At 38.6% G+C, this 17,749-nt stretch carries 13 protein-coding genes, 1 riboswitch and 1 other annotated feature; of the genes, 4 read left to right on the top strand and 9 right to left on the bottom strand.

Annotated elements, in window-relative coordinates; all coding sequences use genetic code 11:
* Positions 1-117: 117 nt before the first annotated feature.
* The 4 genes from ACQKN4_RS00210 to ACQKN4_RS00195 form a co-directional block, all read right to left on the bottom strand.
* The gene (locus tag ACQKN4_RS00210) at positions 118-1,083 is read right to left on the bottom strand and encodes a nuclease-related domain-containing protein (RefSeq protein WP_427481601.1); all 966 of its coding nucleotides are present in this window, start codon (positions 1,081-1,083) and stop codon (positions 118-120) included.
* 141 nt (positions 1,084-1,224) lie between these two features.
* On the bottom strand, positions 1,225-2,019 hold the full coding sequence (locus ACQKN4_RS00205) for an ABC transporter ATP-binding protein (RefSeq protein ID WP_427481599.1): 795 nt from the start codon (positions 2,017-2,019) through the stop codon (positions 1,225-1,227).
* Positions 2,012-3,040, bottom strand: a complete 1,029-nt coding sequence (locus ACQKN4_RS00200; protein ID WP_427481597.1) for an ABC transporter permease — start codon at positions 3,038-3,040, stop codon at positions 2,012-2,014. Before ACQKN4_RS00200 ends, ACQKN4_RS00205 begins: the two co-directional genes overlap by 8 nt.
* Before the next feature lie 666 nt (positions 3,041-3,706).
* A complete protein-coding gene (locus ACQKN4_RS00195; protein ID WP_079559327.1) occupies positions 3,707-4,729 on the bottom strand; it encodes an ABC transporter substrate-binding protein in 1,023 nt (340 codons plus the stop codon).
* Between the two features lie 601 nt (positions 4,730-5,330).
* On the opposite strand from ACQKN4_RS00195, the gene ACQKN4_RS00190 reads away from it, so the two are divergent.
* The 3 genes from ACQKN4_RS00190 (at position 5,331) to trpB (ending at position 7,992) form a co-directional block, all read left to right on the top strand.
* Positions 5,331-5,585: a hypothetical protein gene (locus ACQKN4_RS00190; protein ID WP_079559326.1), complete on the top strand. Its 255-nt coding sequence runs from the start codon at positions 5,331-5,333 to the stop codon at positions 5,583-5,585.
* Between the two features lie 354 nt (positions 5,586-5,939).
* Positions 5,940-5,984: riboswitch (PreQ1 riboswitch) on the top strand.
* A 6-nt stretch (positions 5,985-5,990) separates the two neighbouring features.
* On the top strand, positions 5,991-6,473 hold the full coding sequence (locus ACQKN4_RS00185; RefSeq protein ID WP_427481594.1) for a QueT transporter family protein: 483 nt from the start codon (positions 5,991-5,993) through the stop codon (positions 6,471-6,473).
* Positions 6,474-6,567: 94 nt separating this feature from the next.
* Positions 6,568-6,768 (top strand) — a binding site (T-box leader).
* Positions 6,769-6,828: 60 nt separating this feature from the next.
* Positions 6,829-7,992, top strand: coding sequence for a tryptophan synthase subunit beta (gene trpB / locus ACQKN4_RS00180; RefSeq protein ID WP_427481592.1), 1,164 nt, complete (start codon positions 6,829-6,831; stop codon positions 7,990-7,992).
* 47 nt (positions 7,993-8,039) lie between these two features.
* Here trpB and ACQKN4_RS00175 read toward each other — a convergent pair whose 3' ends face one another.
* From ACQKN4_RS00175 to ACQKN4_RS00165, 3 genes are all read right to left on the bottom strand, one after another.
* Positions 8,040-9,665: a long-chain fatty acid--CoA ligase gene (locus ACQKN4_RS00175; RefSeq protein ID WP_427481590.1), complete on the bottom strand. Its 1,626-nt coding sequence runs from the start codon at positions 9,663-9,665 to the stop codon at positions 8,040-8,042.
* Between the two features lie 361 nt (positions 9,666-10,026).
* Entirely contained in the window at positions 10,027-10,980 is a 954-nt protein-coding gene (locus ACQKN4_RS00170; RefSeq protein WP_079559321.1) for an L-threonine 3-dehydrogenase, read from the bottom strand.
* 345 nt (positions 10,981-11,325) lie between these two features.
* Positions 11,326-12,999: a methyl-accepting chemotaxis protein gene (locus tag ACQKN4_RS00165; protein ID WP_427481587.1), complete on the bottom strand. Its 1,674-nt coding sequence runs from the start codon at positions 12,997-12,999 to the stop codon at positions 11,326-11,328.
* Positions 13,000-13,482: 483 nt separating this feature from the next.
* Here ACQKN4_RS00165 and ACQKN4_RS00160 point away from each other — a divergent pair, with 483 nt between their 5' ends.
* On the top strand, positions 13,483-14,652 hold the full coding sequence (locus ACQKN4_RS00160; RefSeq protein WP_427481585.1) for an FtsW/RodA/SpoVE family cell cycle protein: 1,170 nt from the start codon (positions 13,483-13,485) through the stop codon (positions 14,650-14,652).
* A gap of 176 nt (positions 14,653-14,828) precedes the next feature.
* On the opposite strand, the gene ACQKN4_RS00155 is transcribed toward ACQKN4_RS00160, so the two are convergent.
* Both ACQKN4_RS00155 and ACQKN4_RS00150 read right to left on the bottom strand, forming a co-directional pair.
* Complete coding sequence (locus ACQKN4_RS00155) at positions 14,829-16,187, bottom strand: aspartate aminotransferase family protein (RefSeq protein WP_079559318.1); 1,359 nt, start codon at positions 16,185-16,187, stop codon at positions 14,829-14,831.
* Positions 16,188-16,212: 25 nt separating this feature from the next.
* Positions 16,213-17,742, bottom strand: coding sequence for a CoA-acylating methylmalonate-semialdehyde dehydrogenase (locus ACQKN4_RS00150; protein ID WP_427481583.1), 1,530 nt, complete (start codon positions 17,740-17,742; stop codon positions 16,213-16,215).
* Between the last annotated feature and the right edge of the window lie 7 nt (positions 17,743-17,749).

Here is a 17,749-nt window from a genome sequence, read left to right as displayed (position 1 = left end):
CTTTTCTCTTGTTTATCGAGACTTTTCATAGTTTTATCGACTAACTTTAAGAAAATATCGACATTTACCTTACAAGCGACACTATCTGACCGCACCGATAGTTTGCGCCGCTTACAATTACTCTAATAAATTGGCAGGAATTACATATTCCCTATTTTTATTTTCACCTATCTCTTCAAATTTTAACTTTTTTAATAAATAATAAACCGCCTTCTCTGAGTCAATATCAAAAAACTTACGAAACTGAGCATTTGTAATATTGTTGCTCAGCATTAATCGAAAATCATGTAATGCGATTAGCATGGATTGATTATCAATCGATTGGCAATTGCTACAAAACCATTTCCCATGGGTGTAACGTAGGATATGGTCAAAATGACACTGCGAGCATAGTGCCCCCGTCTTCAATTCATCAACCATAATATCTAGGGTCCATTGAGTTGGTGTATGCATCTTTAAAATATGCTCAGATATTTCTCTCAAATTTTTTTCACTTAGACAGACTTGTTGATGCTGCTTGAACAGTTGATCTATCCTTTCAGCCAAGCCACTCACATGAATAATCGGTTGCGCGGACAAACTGGACGTCATAATCATATTCGGATTTGAAGAAACGACTATATATTCAATCGGTATATGATGCCCACTCATTTGAAATAATCTACGCAACATTCTGGCGTGTCGCTTCACTTGATCAAAAGGATTGCGAAAACCATCTACTTTGTCATCAGACGTAATTCGAATAAATTGATGCTTATCTTCCATATATTCTACACGCCCAACGATATTTTTGATTTCAACGATTAGCACAAAATGTTGGGACATAAATAATGTGTCCATTTGATGTGTCGATCCAGCAGCACTCTCAGCCTTAAGCTCTACATCATGCAATAAATAATACGTATGTTCCAAATAGATTTCCCGCCATTCTCGATCTACTCTTTGCTCGCCAACAATGCCAGCCCTTGTTCTTCCTAGCATTTCTTGAAAATAATAATACTTAGCGTGAGATTTCGGTAAACGCCTCTCGATCATTTCTAACACGCGTTGCTTTGATGAAACTTCGCGCTTTTTAAGTAACATATTTTCACCTCCTTTAGCTAGATTATAATGCACTCCCTTGAACTTAACTAAATTTTCAGTTTTTAATTCACCCAACTTCCCAAAAATATCGGCACCCATCAAAAAACGCCCACACTAAATGTATGAGCGTTTTATCATTTATTATCCTAGTAACGCACGGTCTGAGTTCATTTTTTCGCCGCGGATACGTTCGAACTCTGCCATTAAATCTGGGATGGTTAATTCATGCTTGCGATCCTCGCCAACCTCTAAAATGATTTGACCTTTATCCATCATAATCAGTCGATTTCCTAAGTCTAAAGCTTGTTGCATATTGTGCGTGACCATTAATGTCGTTAAGTTATCTTTTTCAACTAAGTATTTCGTAATACGTGTGATTAACTCGGCACGAGATGGGTCGAGTGCCGCCGTATGCTCATCTAACAATAAAATCGAAGGCTTCGTGAAGGTCGCCATTAAAAGAGACAGCGCCTGACGCTCCCCTCCCGACAGTAAGCCAACTTTTGCAGACAGACGATTTTCCAAATTTAAGCCCAACATCTCCAACGACTCCTTAAAAAATTCTCGACGCTTTTTATCTACGCCGAAGCGCATACCTCTAGTCTTATTACGTGAGTAAGCTAATGCTAAATTTTCCTCAATCGTCATTGTTGGTGCTGTACCAGCCATCGGATCCTGGAATACGCGACCGATGTAATGGGAGCGCTTATATTCTGGTAAAGACGTAACCTCATTTCCATCAATTGAAACCATACCGAAGTCTGGTGTTAGTGCGCCAGAAATCATATTCATCATAGTCGATTTACCAGCACCATTACTGCCGATAATTGTGACGAAATCCCCTGGCTTTAAGTGCAAATTAATTTCTGCAAGTGCAATTTTTTCATCAGGCGTACCTTCATTGAAAACCTTATTAATACCGTGTAATTTAAGCAAGGCCCTTCCCTCCCTGCTCAACCGTCTTTACTCGTGTTTTCTCCGCTGCGCGCTTCACCCTACGTTTGCGCTCCTTACTCTTATTGATTAATTGAGGTAAAATCAACGCAATAATAACAATGATAGCTGTTATTAATTTCATATCTCCTGAATCAAGGAAATCTACTCGTAATGCCAACGCTAAAATAATGCGGTAAATGATAGCTCCGGCAATGACGGCGAAAGTTGTACGCATAATTGTTTTTGTACCGAAGATTGCTTCGCCGATAATAACAGATGCCAGACCGATAACAATCATCCCGATCCCCATACTTACATCTGAGAACTTCGAATATTGCGCGATTAAAGCTCCCGAAAATGCGACAAGTGCATTAGAAAGTCCTAGCCCAAGAATAATAAGAGTATCTGTGTTTGCCGAGAAGCTACGAATCATACGCTTATTATCACCAGTTGCTCGAATAGCCAGGCCGATTTCTGTTTTCAAGAACCAGTCTGCAATGAACTTAATTAAAATCGTGATAATTAATACTACGATTATCGTACTCCATGTTGAAGGTAGTTGCTGAACGCCGAAGCCTTTTAGTAAGTTATTTAATGCCGTATCGATTCCCAAATTACTCCAAAATGCTTGAAACTTTGAAAATAAAGTTTCTGAATTTAATAATGGAATATTCGGACGACCTATCGTATTCTCTGCAGTGGATCCCATAATACGTAGGTTAATAGAATACAAAGCAATCATCATTAAAATCCCCGATAATAGAGGATTAATTTTCCCCTTCGTGTGAAGAATTCCTGTCATACATCCAGCAATAAATCCAGCAACAATTGCCACTAAAGTCGCTAAGATCGGGTGGTAGCCAAGCAGAATCATCGTCGCCGCTGTAGCCGCCCCTGTTACAAAGCTTCCATCAACCGTTAAATCCGGAAAATCTAACACGCGGAATGTTAAATACACACCAAGTGCCATAATCGCATAGATGATTCCTTGCTCCGTTGCGCCAAATATTGCTATAAACATAGTTGAATCATCTCCTAATAATTTCTTAAACAAATTTTTATTAAAAATTCTTATCTGAGATCCATTCTCTAAAACGATGGAGCTCAAAATTAAGATAATTGAAAGCCATACATAATATAATCTAAGGATTTAGCGCGACGTCTGTGATAAAATCTTCTTCCAACGTTCATATTGCTAGAAGTATGTTCCGTGCTCACTTGTAGAAAGCTTTACTAAATCCATTTGTTCAATAATGGCTCATCACCAAAAGTTGGAGATGATATTTATTAATACTTTCAATGTATATAAGTTGATTGGAGTGGAGACTGGACGACTCCTTGGGGATCAGCGTCACAGATGAGACCCTGGAGCGAGTGAAGCGGCTCATCGGACGCCCCCAGGAAGCTTTGCTCTGTGCGAAAGCGTAGTGTTAACGTAGCGGCAGCAAATGTTTTATCTGTGCGAAAGCGTAGCGACAGCAACAACAAAGCGCCCAGTCGGAACGGAAATCAACCCTACGCTATGATGATGTACTAATTTAATGGGCATTTCCTGATCTAATACGATTTACTATAGGACTCTTTCTTACATAAAAGCCCTTTAAATTTTTTTATTCTAAAAGAAGATAAAGCGGGGGCAGTTTTAGTTCTCCCCCGCTTCGCTCCATAAGATGATCATGTCAGGTCATTACTTTTCTAAAAGCTCCGCACCCCAAGAATCTTTAATGTCGATTCCTAAATCATCTGCTACTTTTTTATTGATTAATAGTTTTAGCTTTTGTGGATATTGAGCTGGAATATCAGCAGGAGTTGCTTCACCTTTTAGAATCTTCACAGCCATTTGTCCTGCTTCATAACCGATGTCAAAATATTCAAAACCATATGCACCTAAGCCACCACGTGCCACAGAGTCAAGCTCTCCAACAACTAATGGTAATTTATTAGCATTTGCTACATCAATGACAGACTCAAGTGCCGAAACTACTGTATTATCAGTAATAATATAGAATGCATCAGCTTTACCGATTAACGATTCAGCAGCTTGTTTTACTTCTGCAGACGTTGCCGCAGATGCCTCAACTACTGTTAAGCCTTGCTCATCCATCACTTTTTTCACTTCTTTTACTTGTGCTACTGAGTTTTGCTCACCAGCGTTGTAAACCATACCTACTTTTTTCGCACCCAAATCCTTTAAGAACGCCACTGTTTTCGAAATAGTATCAGGATGTAAATCGATTGTTCCTGTTACATTTTTCCCTGGCTTCTCTATAGAATCGATGAGCTGTGCGCCAACAGCATCTGTTACAGAAGTAAAGATAATTGGAATATCACTAGTTGCTGTTGCTGCCGCTTGTGCAGACGGCGTAGAGTTCGCAAAGATTAAATCTACGTTGGCACTTACTAGATTGTTTGCAATCGTCGTGTTAAGACTGTTATCACCTTGCGCTATTTGTTGATCGTAATCTACTTTTAAGCCAGATTCTTCAATCGCTTTTTTGAAACCTTCAGTTGCAGCATTTAAAGATGGATGCTCCACAATTTGAGTAATCCCGATCTTATATGTTTTATCATCTGTCGTGCCGCCCTCACTTGCATTATTCGTTTCGTTCCCTTTCGAATCCGACGAACTAGAACCACTGCTACCACAAGCAGCAAGCATTAAAACTAATCCAAATAACAGGAACGAAAGCTTTTTTAAATTGCTTTTCACAAATAATCCCCCCGATTTTGATCTCTGATATTTATCACACTTTATCCAAGCGAAGTGTGAACGTATCGCTATATTATCGCTATTAGCAAGGTTCGTCAACAACATTATGAATCTTCTGACTATTAATTCCAGCAAAATATTTTTTCTTTTCAATCAATTTGTCGCTTTAAACCGCTAAACTACGCTGTTTTTACAATTTGATTTCTTTTTCTAACATAACAAAAAATTTTTTTACAATTTAGCGAAGTTATTTTTCTGACATCTAATTTTAAGTAATATATGTAAAAACTAAAAAACCTGACAGTGAAAATGTCAGTACCTCATAACAGGTTTAATTCGCTCTTACTTTTTTAAATTTTCTACTAGCCCACTACTTTGAGTAACAGGATATTTTGGAAGTTTGAGTAACGTCTTGAATTGCTGAATAAAAACAACCCGCGAGTGCTTTAGAAGTATTACTCCCTTTATGGTTAGACGTGCAATACTCATTTATTTCTTGCTAATAAAAATCTACAGAAAATGGTCATTTTAGTCCCCCTTTTTACATTTAATGCATATGATGCATATGAGATTAGTGCCGTTCCCAAAAAGGAGGAATACCATGAATAATGATAAAATCGATTTAAACCAATCTTCTTATTCACAAGAACATCAAAATGCAACTATAGGAAATGTTGATACAATCATTTCTAATCTATGTGACAGTCTATTTGTTTTTGCTTTGGATTTCACTCTAAATGCCTTAGAGTATACGAAAGAAATGGAAGAGGAATTAGAATATACAGATGAATTCAAGAAACAAGTTAACGATTTAATTTTTGAAATAGAAGAAATTAAAAATACTTTAGAGGAGTAATTTCTAAAAGTGCTGTTCATAATCATTGGATATATCCATCCCCCACTATCAATAGAGCCTCCATTCACCCTGCCCCAAAATCCGCTTAATTATTTAGCGTTTTAAACTACTGAAATGGTCACTTGTTAAAAGTACTGTTTTAACAAGTGACCAGACATATCCACGACTTCAAACCTTTCGAGGTTACTTCTCATCTGCTATTTCTGCATAATTTTCTAGTAAGTGTACAAGCCCCTTTTCATAGGCATTGTCATTAAAAAACTTTGAACAAGATCAAATTATTATCGTTAGCACTATAATTTTTTACACGTAGCTATTTACAAATAAGCATGAACATTGATATGATTGCATTTGCTTCACGTGGTTCGTAACCATCCCACGTAAAAAAACTAAGGAGAAATAAATATGAAAATAAAATTTTTAGCAACGAGTGGCATTATTGCAGCACTCTACATTGCTATTACATTATTAGTCGCGCCATTTGGCTTTACAGAGGTGCAGTTCCGAATATCGGAAATATTTAACCATTTAGTTGCATTTAATCCACGCTTTGCCGTTGGTATCATTATTGGTGTGTTCATCTCTAACCTCTTTTCACCACTCGGTATCTACGATTTAGTTTTCGGTGTAGGCCATTCGATGATTACTCTTGGGTTGCTCATTCTTATTTGTAAATTTGTCAAAAATATTTGGGCGCGTTTAATCATCAATACATTTTTATTTACTTGTACAATGTTCATCATTGCATTTGAATTGAATTTAGCATTAGAATTACCATTCTTCTGGACATGGTTAACTGTTGCTGCAGGTGAATTTGTTGTCTTAGCGGTTGGTGCACCGATTATGTACGTATTGAACAAACGCTTAAACTTCAAAAATTTAATTTAACTTGATTTAATTGACGGATCTTTTAGATTCGTCTTTTTTTATTTTTCGGAAGACACCTTGACAATATTCTGAAAATATTCTAAAATTCATTTCAATAAATGCTAGGAAAAAGATTAGTAGCAAGCGCTAGTACTTAAAGAGAGCTGATGGTTGGTGCAAATCAGTAGTACGTACTTGTGAATGGACTTTGGAGCAGCCTCATCAAATGTGAGGACGAAGTTACTCCCCGTTATCGGAGTACGAAAGCGCGCAGTTTTTGCGAATGAAGGTGGCACCACGGTTACTCGTCCTTTTTACAGAAGGATTGTAGTGGCTTTTTTTTTATGGAAAAATTAGATAGAGGAGTCGAGAGAAGATGAGTATAGTAGCAGAGAAAAAAGGATATTTTGGTGAATTTGGCGGTAGCTTTGTTCCCGATGAGCTTCAAAATGTTTTAAGTATTTTAGATGAAAACTTTCAAAAATATAAAGAAGATGAAGACTTTAATAAAGAGCTAGATTATTATTTCCGTGAATATGTTGGGCGCAAATCTCCACTTTATTTTGCTGAAAATTTAACAAAACAATTAGGTGGCGCAAAAATTTATTTAAAACGTGAAGATCTTAACCATACTGGTTCACATAAAATTAATAACGTTCTTGGACAGATTTTATTGGCCAAGCGCATGGGTGCTAATCGTGTTATCGCCGAAACAGGTGCAGGTCAGCATGGTGTAGCAACAGCAACTGCTTGCGCAATGTTCGGGATGGATTGCACAATTTATATGGGTTTAGAAGATACTAAGCGCCAAGCATTAAACGTCTTCCGAATGGAGCTTCTTGGTGCAAAGGTAGTAGCTGTTGATAAAGGTCAAGGGCGACTAAAGGATGCAGTGGATGAAGCATTTGCTGATTTAGTAGAAAACTATGAGACGACTTTCTATTTACTAGGGTCTGCGGTTGGGCCTCACCCGTTCCCTACAATGGTGAAGCATTTCCAATCCGTCATTAGCCGTGAAAGTCGCGAACAAATTTTAGAAAAAGAAGGTAAGCTACCAGCAGCAGTACTTGCTTGTGTCGGCGGCGGTAGTAATGCGATTGGTGCGTTTGCAGAATATATTGCAGATGAAAACGTTCGCCTCATCGGTATTGAGCCAGATAAGGCCGCCACATTAAATGAAGGAACACCGGGTGAATTACACGGCTTCAAATGTTTAGTGCTGCAAGATGCAGAAGGTAATCCATTACCAACCTATTCGATTGCCGCTGGACTAGATTATCCTGGAGCTGGTCCAGAGCATAGCTATTTAAAAACAATTGGTCGCGGAGAATATGTAACGGTGACGAATGAAGAGGTGCTCGAAGCATTCCAAGTGCTATCAAAGGTTGAAGGCATTATTCCAGCACTTGAAAGTTCCCACGCCGTGGCTCATGCACTTAAGCTTGTGCCAACATTATCTCCGGAAGAGAGCATTATTATCAATATCTCTGGTCGTGGAGACAAAGACGTTGAGCAAGTATTTCAAATGCTAAATAGATAAAGGTAAAGATAAAGAGCGACTTCCCTTTGTGGAAATCGCTCTTTTATCTATACGAGTGAACCCAATTTCGGATAAACTTCTGCTACATTATCACGAAGCTTAGCTTTTAGGAATTTTCCAACTGATGTTTTTGGAATTTCGTCTAAAAATACCACATCGTCTGGTACCCACCATTTTGCAAACTGGCTTTCTAAAAATGTAAGAAGCTCCTTTTCACTTGCTGACATTCCTTCCTTCAATACTACACAAGCTAACGGGCGTTCTTGCCATTTGACATGTGGAATTGCGATAACTGCCGCTTCCAACACAGCGTCATGAGTCATTAATGCATTTTCTAAATCCACTGAGGATATCCACTCCCCACCCGACTTAATTAAATCCTTCGTACGATCTGTTATTTTGATAAAGCCATCCTCTGTTCGTACCGCAATGTCCCCTGTATATAACCAGCCGTCTCGATAGGCATCATTGGTACGCTCATCCCGATAATACTCGTGTGAAATCCATGGACCTCGCAAGCGTAACTCACCCATCGTCTCTCCATCCCATGGTACTTCCCCATTGTCATTGGTAATACTCGATTCAATACCAGCCATCGTCATACCTTGCATTGCTCGCGATTCAATACGCTTTTCAATAGGCCATTCATCCATCCAAGACATATAATTTGATAACGCTACAATTGGAGTAGTTTCAGTCATTCCATACACGACAATATACGGAATGCCATACTGCTCTTCAAATGTACGAATAAGTCGAGTAGGTGAAGCTGACCCGCCACAACAAATAGCACGTAACGAACTAATATCTCGCTCATGCTTCTCCTGTTCCTGCAACGCACCAATCCAAATTGTCGGTACCCCAGCTGTTAATGTAACCTTCTCCTGCTCTACTAAATCCAATATGATTGCTGATGTGAATTGTGGACCAGGCAATACTTGTGTAGCACCTACATTGACACTAGCAAATGGTAAGCCCCATGCATTTGCATGAAACATCGGTACAATTGGCATCACGACATCACGCTCCGAAATGCCCATTGAATCAGACATACTCAGCATCATACTATGTAGTACTAGACCTCGATGTGAATATACAACCCCTTTTGGATTTCCTGTTGTAGCACTTGTATAGCACATTCCAGCAGGCTCCTCTTCCCCTATATCTTCTGGGAACTGATAGTTTTCATCCGCCGCTGCTAATAAATCCTCATAGGATAACGCATTCGGTAATGTCGTTTTTGGCAAAGTATTCTCGTCCGTCATAATAATATAATGTTTCACTGTCTTAAGCTCAGGCGCAATGTTTTCGATGATTGGTAGCAAGTCCACATCAATCATTAAAATTTCATCTTCTGCATGATTAATAATATAAATTAAATGCTCTTCTGATAAACGAATATTCACCATGTGCAAAATGGCACCGGAACACGGTACCGCAAAATAAGCCTCTAAGTGGCGGTGCTGATTCCAAGCAAAGGAGCCAACCTTCATTCCTCTTGTCATCCCCAGCTTTGTGAGCGCATCCGCCAAGCGACGCGTTCTTTTTGCCCATTCTCCATATGTTAAACGGTGAATCTTCTGTGGACTCGTACGTGAAACAATAGTCTTTCTAGCAAAATAGCTTTCTGCTCGTTTAATAAAGTTTGTTAATACTAACGGCGTCTGCATCATAAAAACTATCCATCCCCTCTTCTTGTGAACTCCCTTTTTTTTACCTTTGTGAAATACCAACAATCAATTTAATTGAATACTATTAATATTCTGAATATGATTATATTGGAAAATTATAAATTACGCTATATATTCCAATAATTTTCTTTTTATTGTTAAGTTTCCCTAAAATAGTCTCATCGGCATAACGTGGGTTGATTTCCGTTCCGGCTGGGCGCTTTCCTGGGGGTGTCCAGCCTCCACTCCATCAACTTTTATATAGATACGTTTACCAAATGTCATCCCAAACTTTAATAATCGCCCATCAAAATAAAAAAGACGAAGAAAACTCAATTGTTTTCTTCATCCGTTTTAATTTCATCTATGAACAAGCTTTTGTTTGTAGCTTAATTTTTAATTTTTCTAGCATATCAACTGTCATTTTAGCTAAGTCATACTGCGCTTTAAAGCCCCATTCTTTTTGTGCCGCTTCTACATTTATAGAATTTGGCCAGCTATCTGCTATCGCCTGACGTACTGGATCTACATGATAATCCATACGGAAATGTGGCAAATGTTTTTTAATTTCTGCCGCAATTTCAGATGGTTCAAAGCTCATTGCAGTGATATTAAAGGCATTGCGATGGATTAGTTTGCTACTATCAGCTTCCATCAAATCTACAATAGCTTGCAATGCATCTGGCATGTACATCATGTCCATGTACGTACCTTCTTGAATATAAGACGTGTACTTCCCTTGCTTGATCGCCTCATAGAAGATTTCTACTGCATAGTCTGTCGTTCCACCTCCTGGAGGAGTTACGTATGAAATTAATCCTGGGAAGCGGACACCACGAGTATCTACACCAAAACGATCGAAATAATAATCACATAATAGCTCACCAGCAACTTTATTTACCCCATACATAGTTGTTGGACGCTGTAATGTATCCTGTGGTGTATTATCCTTCGGTGTCGACGGACCGAACGCGCCTATTGAGCTCGGCGTGAAAAATTGCAAGTTTAACTCACGCGAAACTTCTAACGCATTCATTAAACCACCCATATTTAAATTCCACGCAAGCAACGGGTTTTTTTCCGCTGTTGCTGATAATAACGCCGCTAAATGCATCATTGTATCTGCACCAAAATCCTTCGCTAAATCATGCATTCTTTGTCCATCCGTAACGTCCAATACTTCAAACGGACCTTTAGAATGCTCAAGCTTCCGAATATCTGTCGCTAATATATTGTCCTCTCCATAAATACCACGAAGTTTTTCTACAAGCTCAGAACCTATTTGACCTAGTGCACCTGTAACCATTATCTTTTTCATTTCTCCAAACCTCCACCTGTGAACAATTGTACTCCTACAGAGTACACTGATATATAAACAAACATTGATTTAACAACACTTCTGATGATTATCATTATAATTTGTTCATATTAAAAATACAACCATAATATTTAGAATTTTGAAAGATAGACAGTAAAAACCCTTTACTATCAGTATATGAGCCCTACAAAATATTGTACAAGACAAACATACAAAATAAATATGTACACCTAGAAAGTACATTTGTTCATTTTTCATAATAGCATTGTACATTGAAATGATCTTGCCCTTACTTGCCAAAAAAAAGAACCTCCCTTGTATTCAAAAAAAGGTCCTTTGTTCTTATTAAATTGAGAAACGCTTTACGGCTATTTGTAAAACTTTCGATACCTTATGTAGCTCTTTAATATAATCATGGAATTGCTGCTGCGCGGTTAACTGATCAGCAGTTAAAGTAGCTACATGTTTAGTTGATGCTGCATTTGTATCCGAAAATGATGTTAACATCGCCGCATCATCACTAACTTTTTTCGTATGGTTAGCAATTTCTTGAACGGTTGCAGATACTTCCACTATATACGGCTTCATTGTATGTACTTTTTCTAAAATTTGATCAAAGCTTGTCGCTGTATCCCCGGTAACCTGTACGCCCTTTTCAGTTGCGACTAACACTCCATCCATCATTTGCACAGCATAGCTAGAATCTAAATGAATGTTTTGTACGATGGACGTAATCGTTTTTGTTGAGTGGACTGTCTGCTCTGCAAGCTTTCGTACTTCATTGGCCACAACAGCAAATCCTTTACCGTGCTCCCCTGCTCTAGCAGCTTCAATAGATGCATTTAAGGCTAGGAGGTTTGTTTGCGCTGTAATTTTTTCAATTACCTCAACCATTTGATCGATTGTAGCTGCTCTTTCTACAAGATTAAAAATGGCAGTATTCGATTTTTCAACTGCCCGTTTAATAGCCTGTATTTGTGTTAAATTTGCCTGTACAATTTCCGTACCGCTTTCTGCATCCCGTGCAGTTTTATGAGCAAAGTTTTCAACAACCTGTACCTTTTCTAAAATCACTTGCACACCATTTAGCACTTCCTCTAGCGACGCTGTATTGGAAGCTAATTTCTCAGTAGAAGCAGCAGTTGAATTTGAAATGGACTGCACATCCTTTGCAATTTTACGTGTCGTGTTAGACGATTGCTCGGATGATTCCTGCAGTTTCCCAGTCATTTCTTCAACCTCATGTGCACTATTTGATACTGTGTGAAGTAGTCTTTTCACCTCTGTGACCATTTGATTGTAAGACAATACGACTTCGCCAAGCTCATCCTGTGCCACATAACTGGCATTCGCGGTGAAGTCACCCTGCTCTGCACGCTTTAATAATGACTTCAATTGACGCGTTGGTATATTCACAGCTTTTGTTGCTATAAACCCTATACAGATGACTAGCAAAACAACAAATAAACATACTCCACCTAATAGCCAATAACCAAATTGTACATCTTTCAGATATGTCTGTTGCTGTTCCGTAGCCCTCTGAACCAAATAGCTTTGAATATCTTCTAATAATGAATGACTTTGCTGGCTTACAGGCAAATACGATTGCGCATAAAATGATTGTTGTTCATTGCGACCCAATTGCTTATAGCGATCAATCAAGTCCACTTGCTGTGCTAGCAAGGTCTTCAATTTCTTCATCTGATGGTTCATCTTTTTATCGATTTCTAGACTTTCTAAATGATTTAAAGGCTGCTCAGCATTTTTTAAAATGCCAGACATTTCTCGATAAACCCCAGCTGAACTCACTAAATAATCTAATTGTCGTTGTGACTCCTCTAGTTCATTTAACCATCCGATCGGCACAAGTCCCTCTGTATAGCTTTCACTTGCATGCCATGACATTTTCCGTAAATAATCAACACTAAAAATACCTAGCAATACATTCGATAGTACACAAACAATCATCAGTACAAGTAGCTTGTCCTTCACCATTATGTATCGAAAAAAACGCATCATCTTCGGCTCCTTCTCCAACTCTTACCAATAATAATAGTATGAAGATATAAAGCTAGTGTTTTGTTTTTGTAAAGATTTCGCGAAGAGTTGTGAAATTTATCCCATATCCACCTCAGGGTGTCATGATATTAGTCCTCATCAAATACCTGCAAGAACATGCCGATACGATTAAGAAATTGCCTCCACATTATGTTGAAGAGCTTTACTTCCCTCGCAACCTCCCACAGCTTTGCTTCCGTACATAAATCAACCAAACGTCATCTTGGTAATCCTACGAATTCACTCATATAGCATCAAATGTAAAATTAACAAAATAGTAAAAACGATTTATAATTTCCAATAATCATAATAATCATTTATTTCGCAACCTTCTTCATTTCCTATCGTTGTCTATTAATAGTATGGTTTAAGTTTATCTTCATTTTGCTAAGTGTTTTTAGTAGCACAGCAACTATTACACCATTGATCAAAGGAGGTGTTTGAATGTTACAGTTTAATAAATTAGATAAAACTTTAGTCATTAGCTTGTCATTGCTCGGTATCATTAGTTGTCTCTTCGTTCATTCCAGTAGCACAGTGTTTGAGCAGTATACAAGCTCGTTTATTACAAAGCAGCTTTTTTATTACCTAATCGGATTTTTAGTTATGTATGGAGTAGCAACACTTGATATTGAGCAGCTTAAAAAAATAGGATGGCCATTTTATTGGGCGATGGTCTTATTAACATTTGCTTTATTCATTGCACCCGAAAGTATAGCCCGGACTGTCAATGAGGCGAAGCGTTGGTACCAAATTCCAATGTTAGGATCATTTCAGCCGTCAGAGTTTTTAAAGTTCGCGCTTTTAATCGTTGTTAGTAAGGTTATTGTGGCACATCGAGAAAAATTTGTGCGCCCTACTTTTTTAACGGATATGCGACTACTCTTCATCATTGCTATTATCACTCTTCCCCCTATGCTTGCTGTTTACAAGCAACCTGATACGGGCATGGTCATGCTTTATATGTCGATGATTGTACCGATGATTTTCTTTTCAGGTATACAAAAAAAATTGCTAATAATTTTTACAGTCATTCCAGTATCAATTCTCAGCGTTGTGGCTATTCTATATGTAAAATTTAATGAATTTTTTACAGACAAAATTTTAAATAAAATGTCAGGGCATCAGGTTTCTCGAATTAATGGATGGTTGCAGCCAAATGAATATCCGGACTCATCTTTTCAAACGAGGCAGGGATTTTCAGCAATTGGTACAGGGCAGTTTACCGGAAAAGGTTACATGAACAATAATGTCTATGTCGTGGAAAAGCATACAGATTTCATTTTCGCAAACATTGCTGAAGAGCTCGGGTTCATCGGCGGGGCATTTGTCATTGCTCTTTTATTCTTCGTTATTTACCGCATTGTTCTTATTACAGTACAAGCAAAGGACCCATTTATGACGTTGATGGGAGCTGGTATTTCTAGTTTATTAGCCTTCCAAATTACACAAAATATCGGTATGACCATTGGACTTTTACCTGTAACAGGGATGACATTACCATTTTTAAGCTACGGCGGAAGTTCACTCATCTCCAATTTCATGTTAATGGGCATTGTGTTGATTATCTACAATTCTTATAGTGGCTACATGTTTAAAACTACAAAAGAGTAAGGTGACGGGTATGAACAACACTATAAAAAGGAGAATCTTATTATTGCTATTCCTAACAGGGGGAGCTTTGTTCATACTCCTACTGCGCCTTGCCTTTCTTATGCTATAAGACAATCAAAAAGCTGTCTCAAAAGTATTTTACGACTTTAGAGACAGCTTTACTTTTAGATTTTATATTATGCCTGCACTTTATGAATACTATCAATCACAACTTTTATGATTGTATCAAGATCCTCTTGTACAATATTAAGTGGTGGAGATAATGTTAATACGTTATTAAAGCCTGCAACAGTTGCGCCATTTTTACCTATAATAACCCCCTGCGCCTTACATGCGGCAATAACAGCATTTACTTTATCTACTGGTAAAGGCTCCTTCGACGTTTTATCTGACACTAACTCGATGCCCATTAATAAGCCTTTGCCTCGAACATCCCCAACTTTCGGGTGATTACCTAATGCTTGCTGAAGTGTTTGGAGGGTAGTAGCTCCAACTTCAGTAGATCTTTCAAATAATGCTTCTTGCTCAAGAATCTCAATATTTTTTAATGCAACCGCACATGCGACTGGTGATCCACCAAATGTATTAACATGGCGGAAATAGCCGTATGCATCAGAGCCAGTGAATGCCTCATAAATTTCTCGTTTTACCGCTGTAGCTGATAATGGTAAATAGGCACTTGTAATCCCTTTGGCCATCGTAATAATATCTGGTTTTACGCCGTAGTTCATGAATCCAAATGGCTTACCTGTTCGACCGAAGCCACAAATTACTTCGTCTACAATCATTAATGCTCCATGTTTTTTACATACTTCCTCAATGCCCTTTAAGTAGTTCTCCGGAGGCATAATGACGCCCCCACCTGTAATAATTGGCTCTAAAATCATCGCGGCTACTGTTTCACTTAGCTCCCACGTCATCGTTTTATCGACAGCCTTTACGCTTGCTAAATCTGTTGGAGCAAGTGTATCACTTTCATGTTCTCGATATTGATCAGGTGGCGCTACATGAATAAAGCCAGGAGATAATGGTTCATATTTATATTTGCGTTCCGCTTGCCCTGTCGCAGCCAAAGCTCCGAAAGAATTCCCGTGATAGGCACGGTAGCGAGAAACGATTTTATAGCGAGAGCTTTCTCCTTTTTGTTGATGATACTGACGTGCAATTTTAAACGCAGTTTCATTAGCCTCTGACCCACTATTGGAGAAGAAAATAACATAATCTCCACCAAGCATTTCATTGATTTTTTCAGCCAGTTCAACTGCTGGTAAATGTCCCTGCGATAAAGGAGCATAGGCGTTTTTCATCATTTGCTCATGGGCAACATCTGCTAATTCCTTGCGTCCATAGCCTACATTTACACACCATAATCCTGCCATTGCATCGATGTATTCAACGCCATCTGTATCAACGATCCTCGCACCATTTGATTTTTCAACTACATATGTTGCTTGTGGATTGTAAGGTTTCATTGAATGCCATACATATTGTTCATCTTTCTTTAAAATATCACTTTTAAGATTTACTTGAACCATATCTATACACCCCTTTATGTTATTTTCACTTAGTCACATCGTTATTGCTTGGAAACGCAAATGAACTTGTCGTATCCTCTGTTTCATCCGGCCAGCGTTCAGAAATTGTTTTCGCTTTCGTAAAGAATCGTGCTTGGTCCGGCCCAAACATATGCCCTTCACCAAACTTAGAGCGCTTCCATCCGCCAAAATTGTGATAGCCAACTGGAATCGGAATCGGAACATTAACGCCTACCATTCCTACTTCAATTTCTTCCTGGAATTTACGCGCCGCCGAACCGCTGCTCGTAAACATCGTGACACCATTCCCGAGTTCGTGGTCATTAATTAAATCAATAGCTTCTTGTAAGGATTCGACACCTACAACAATACGCGCAGGACCAAAAACTTCCTCTTTAAAAATAGTCATTTGTGGAGTTACGTTATTTAACAATGTCAGTCCAAGGTAAAAGCCTTTAGACGTTTCGCATATTTTCGGATTTCGGCCATCCGTTACAAGATTAGCCCCTTCTTCAACAGCACCATCGATATATCGAAGAATCGTATCTTTTGATTGTTGCGTAATAACTGGGCCAAAATCTACATCGCCATCTGTATATGGACCAACCTTTAATTTCAAGATTTTATCCTTTAATATTTCTGTAAAGCGTTGCTCCGTATCTTTCCCAACGACGATTGCTCCAGAAATAGCCATACAACGCTGAGACGCCGCTCCAAATGCTGCACCTAGAAAGGCATTAGCTGTTTGCTCTAGGTTTGCATCAGGCATGACAATCATAAAGTTCTTTCCGCCACCAAATGCAGCGACACGTTTATTGTGCTTCGTCCCTGTTTGATAAATATATTCCGCAACAGGTGTAGATCCAACAAATGAAATTGCTTGTATCTCTTTATTTTCAAGCAGTTCATTAACCGCTTCTTTATCACCATTAACAACTGTCCAAATGCCATCTGGCAGTCCTGCCTCTTTCCATAACTTACTTAAATATAATGCCGAGATTGGCACACGCTCAGATGGCTTTAAAATCACTGCATTTCCTACTGCAACTGCCATACTCGTAATAGCTAGCGGCACCATAACAGGGAAATTAAATGGAGCAATTGTAGCAACAACTCCAAGTGGGGCTTTTGCAGAGAAGGCATTAATATTGCCGCCTACATTCACCGAGTATTCTCCCTTCAGCATTTGCGGGGCACTGATTGCCATATCTACGGATTCAATGCCACGAACAATTTCGCCCTTTGCATCTTCTTTTGTTTTCCCACTTTCCTCACAAATGACTTCGATAAGCTCATCCTGTCTTTCTACTAATAACTGACGGAAACGATGTAAAACCTCAACCCGTTTGCCAATCGATGTCTTTTTCCATGCAGGAAATGCTGCCTTTGCTAGCTGGATAGCCTGCTTCACTTCATCTTTAGTTGCTAACGGAACTTGCGCAATGATCTCTCCTGTTGTTGGATTATACACGTCTGCGTAACGACCACTAGTACCAGCTGTTTCAACACCATTAATAAAATGTGATAATGTTTTCATTTTTTGCTGAACTTTCATAATTTCC

This window comes from Lysinibacillus sp. NPDC093692 (assembly GCF_050280125.1).
Classification (GTDB): domain Bacteria; phylum Bacillota; class Bacilli; order Bacillales_A; family Planococcaceae; genus Lysinibacillus.
The sequence above is the reverse complement of the archived record's forward strand: the minus strand, read 5'-3'. Positions and strand labels throughout refer to the sequence as shown.

Coding starts and splice junctions, on each gene's coding strand:
- ACQKN4_RS00170 (WP_079559321.1), bottom strand. CDS start 10,980: ATGAAAAAGATAATGGTTACAGGTGCACTAGGTCAAATAGGTTCTGAG.
- ACQKN4_RS00175 (WP_427481590.1), bottom strand. CDS start 9,665: ATGATGCAGACGCCGTTAGTATTAACAAACTTTATTAAACGAGCAGAA.
- ACQKN4_RS00185 (WP_427481594.1), top strand. CDS start 5,991: ATGAAAATAAAATTTTTAGCAACGAGTGGCATTATTGCAGCACTCTAC.
- ACQKN4_RS00155 (WP_079559318.1), bottom strand. CDS start 16,187: ATGGTTCAAGTAAATCTTAAAAGTGATATTTTAAAGAAAGATGAACAA.
- ACQKN4_RS00160 (WP_427481585.1), top strand. CDS start 13,483: ATGTTACAGTTTAATAAATTAGATAAAACTTTAGTCATTAGCTTGTCA.
- ACQKN4_RS00190 (WP_079559326.1), top strand. CDS start 5,331: ATGAATAATGATAAAATCGATTTAAACCAATCTTCTTATTCACAAGAA.
- ACQKN4_RS00210 (WP_427481601.1), bottom strand. CDS start 1,083: ATGTTACTTAAAAAGCGCGAAGTTTCATCAAAGCAACGCGTGTTAGAA.
- ACQKN4_RS00200 (WP_427481597.1), bottom strand. CDS start 3,040: ATGTTTATAGCAATATTTGGCGCAACGGAGCAAGGAATCATCTATGCG.
- ACQKN4_RS00150 (WP_427481583.1), bottom strand. CDS start 17,742: ATGAAAGTTCAGCAAAAAATGAAAACATTATCACATTTTATTAATGGT.
- ACQKN4_RS00165 (WP_427481587.1), bottom strand. CDS start 12,999: ATGATGCGTTTTTTTCGATACATAATGGTGAAGGACAAGCTACTTGTA.
- trpB (WP_427481592.1), top strand. CDS start 6,829: ATGAGTATAGTAGCAGAGAAAAAAGGATATTTTGGTGAATTTGGCGGT.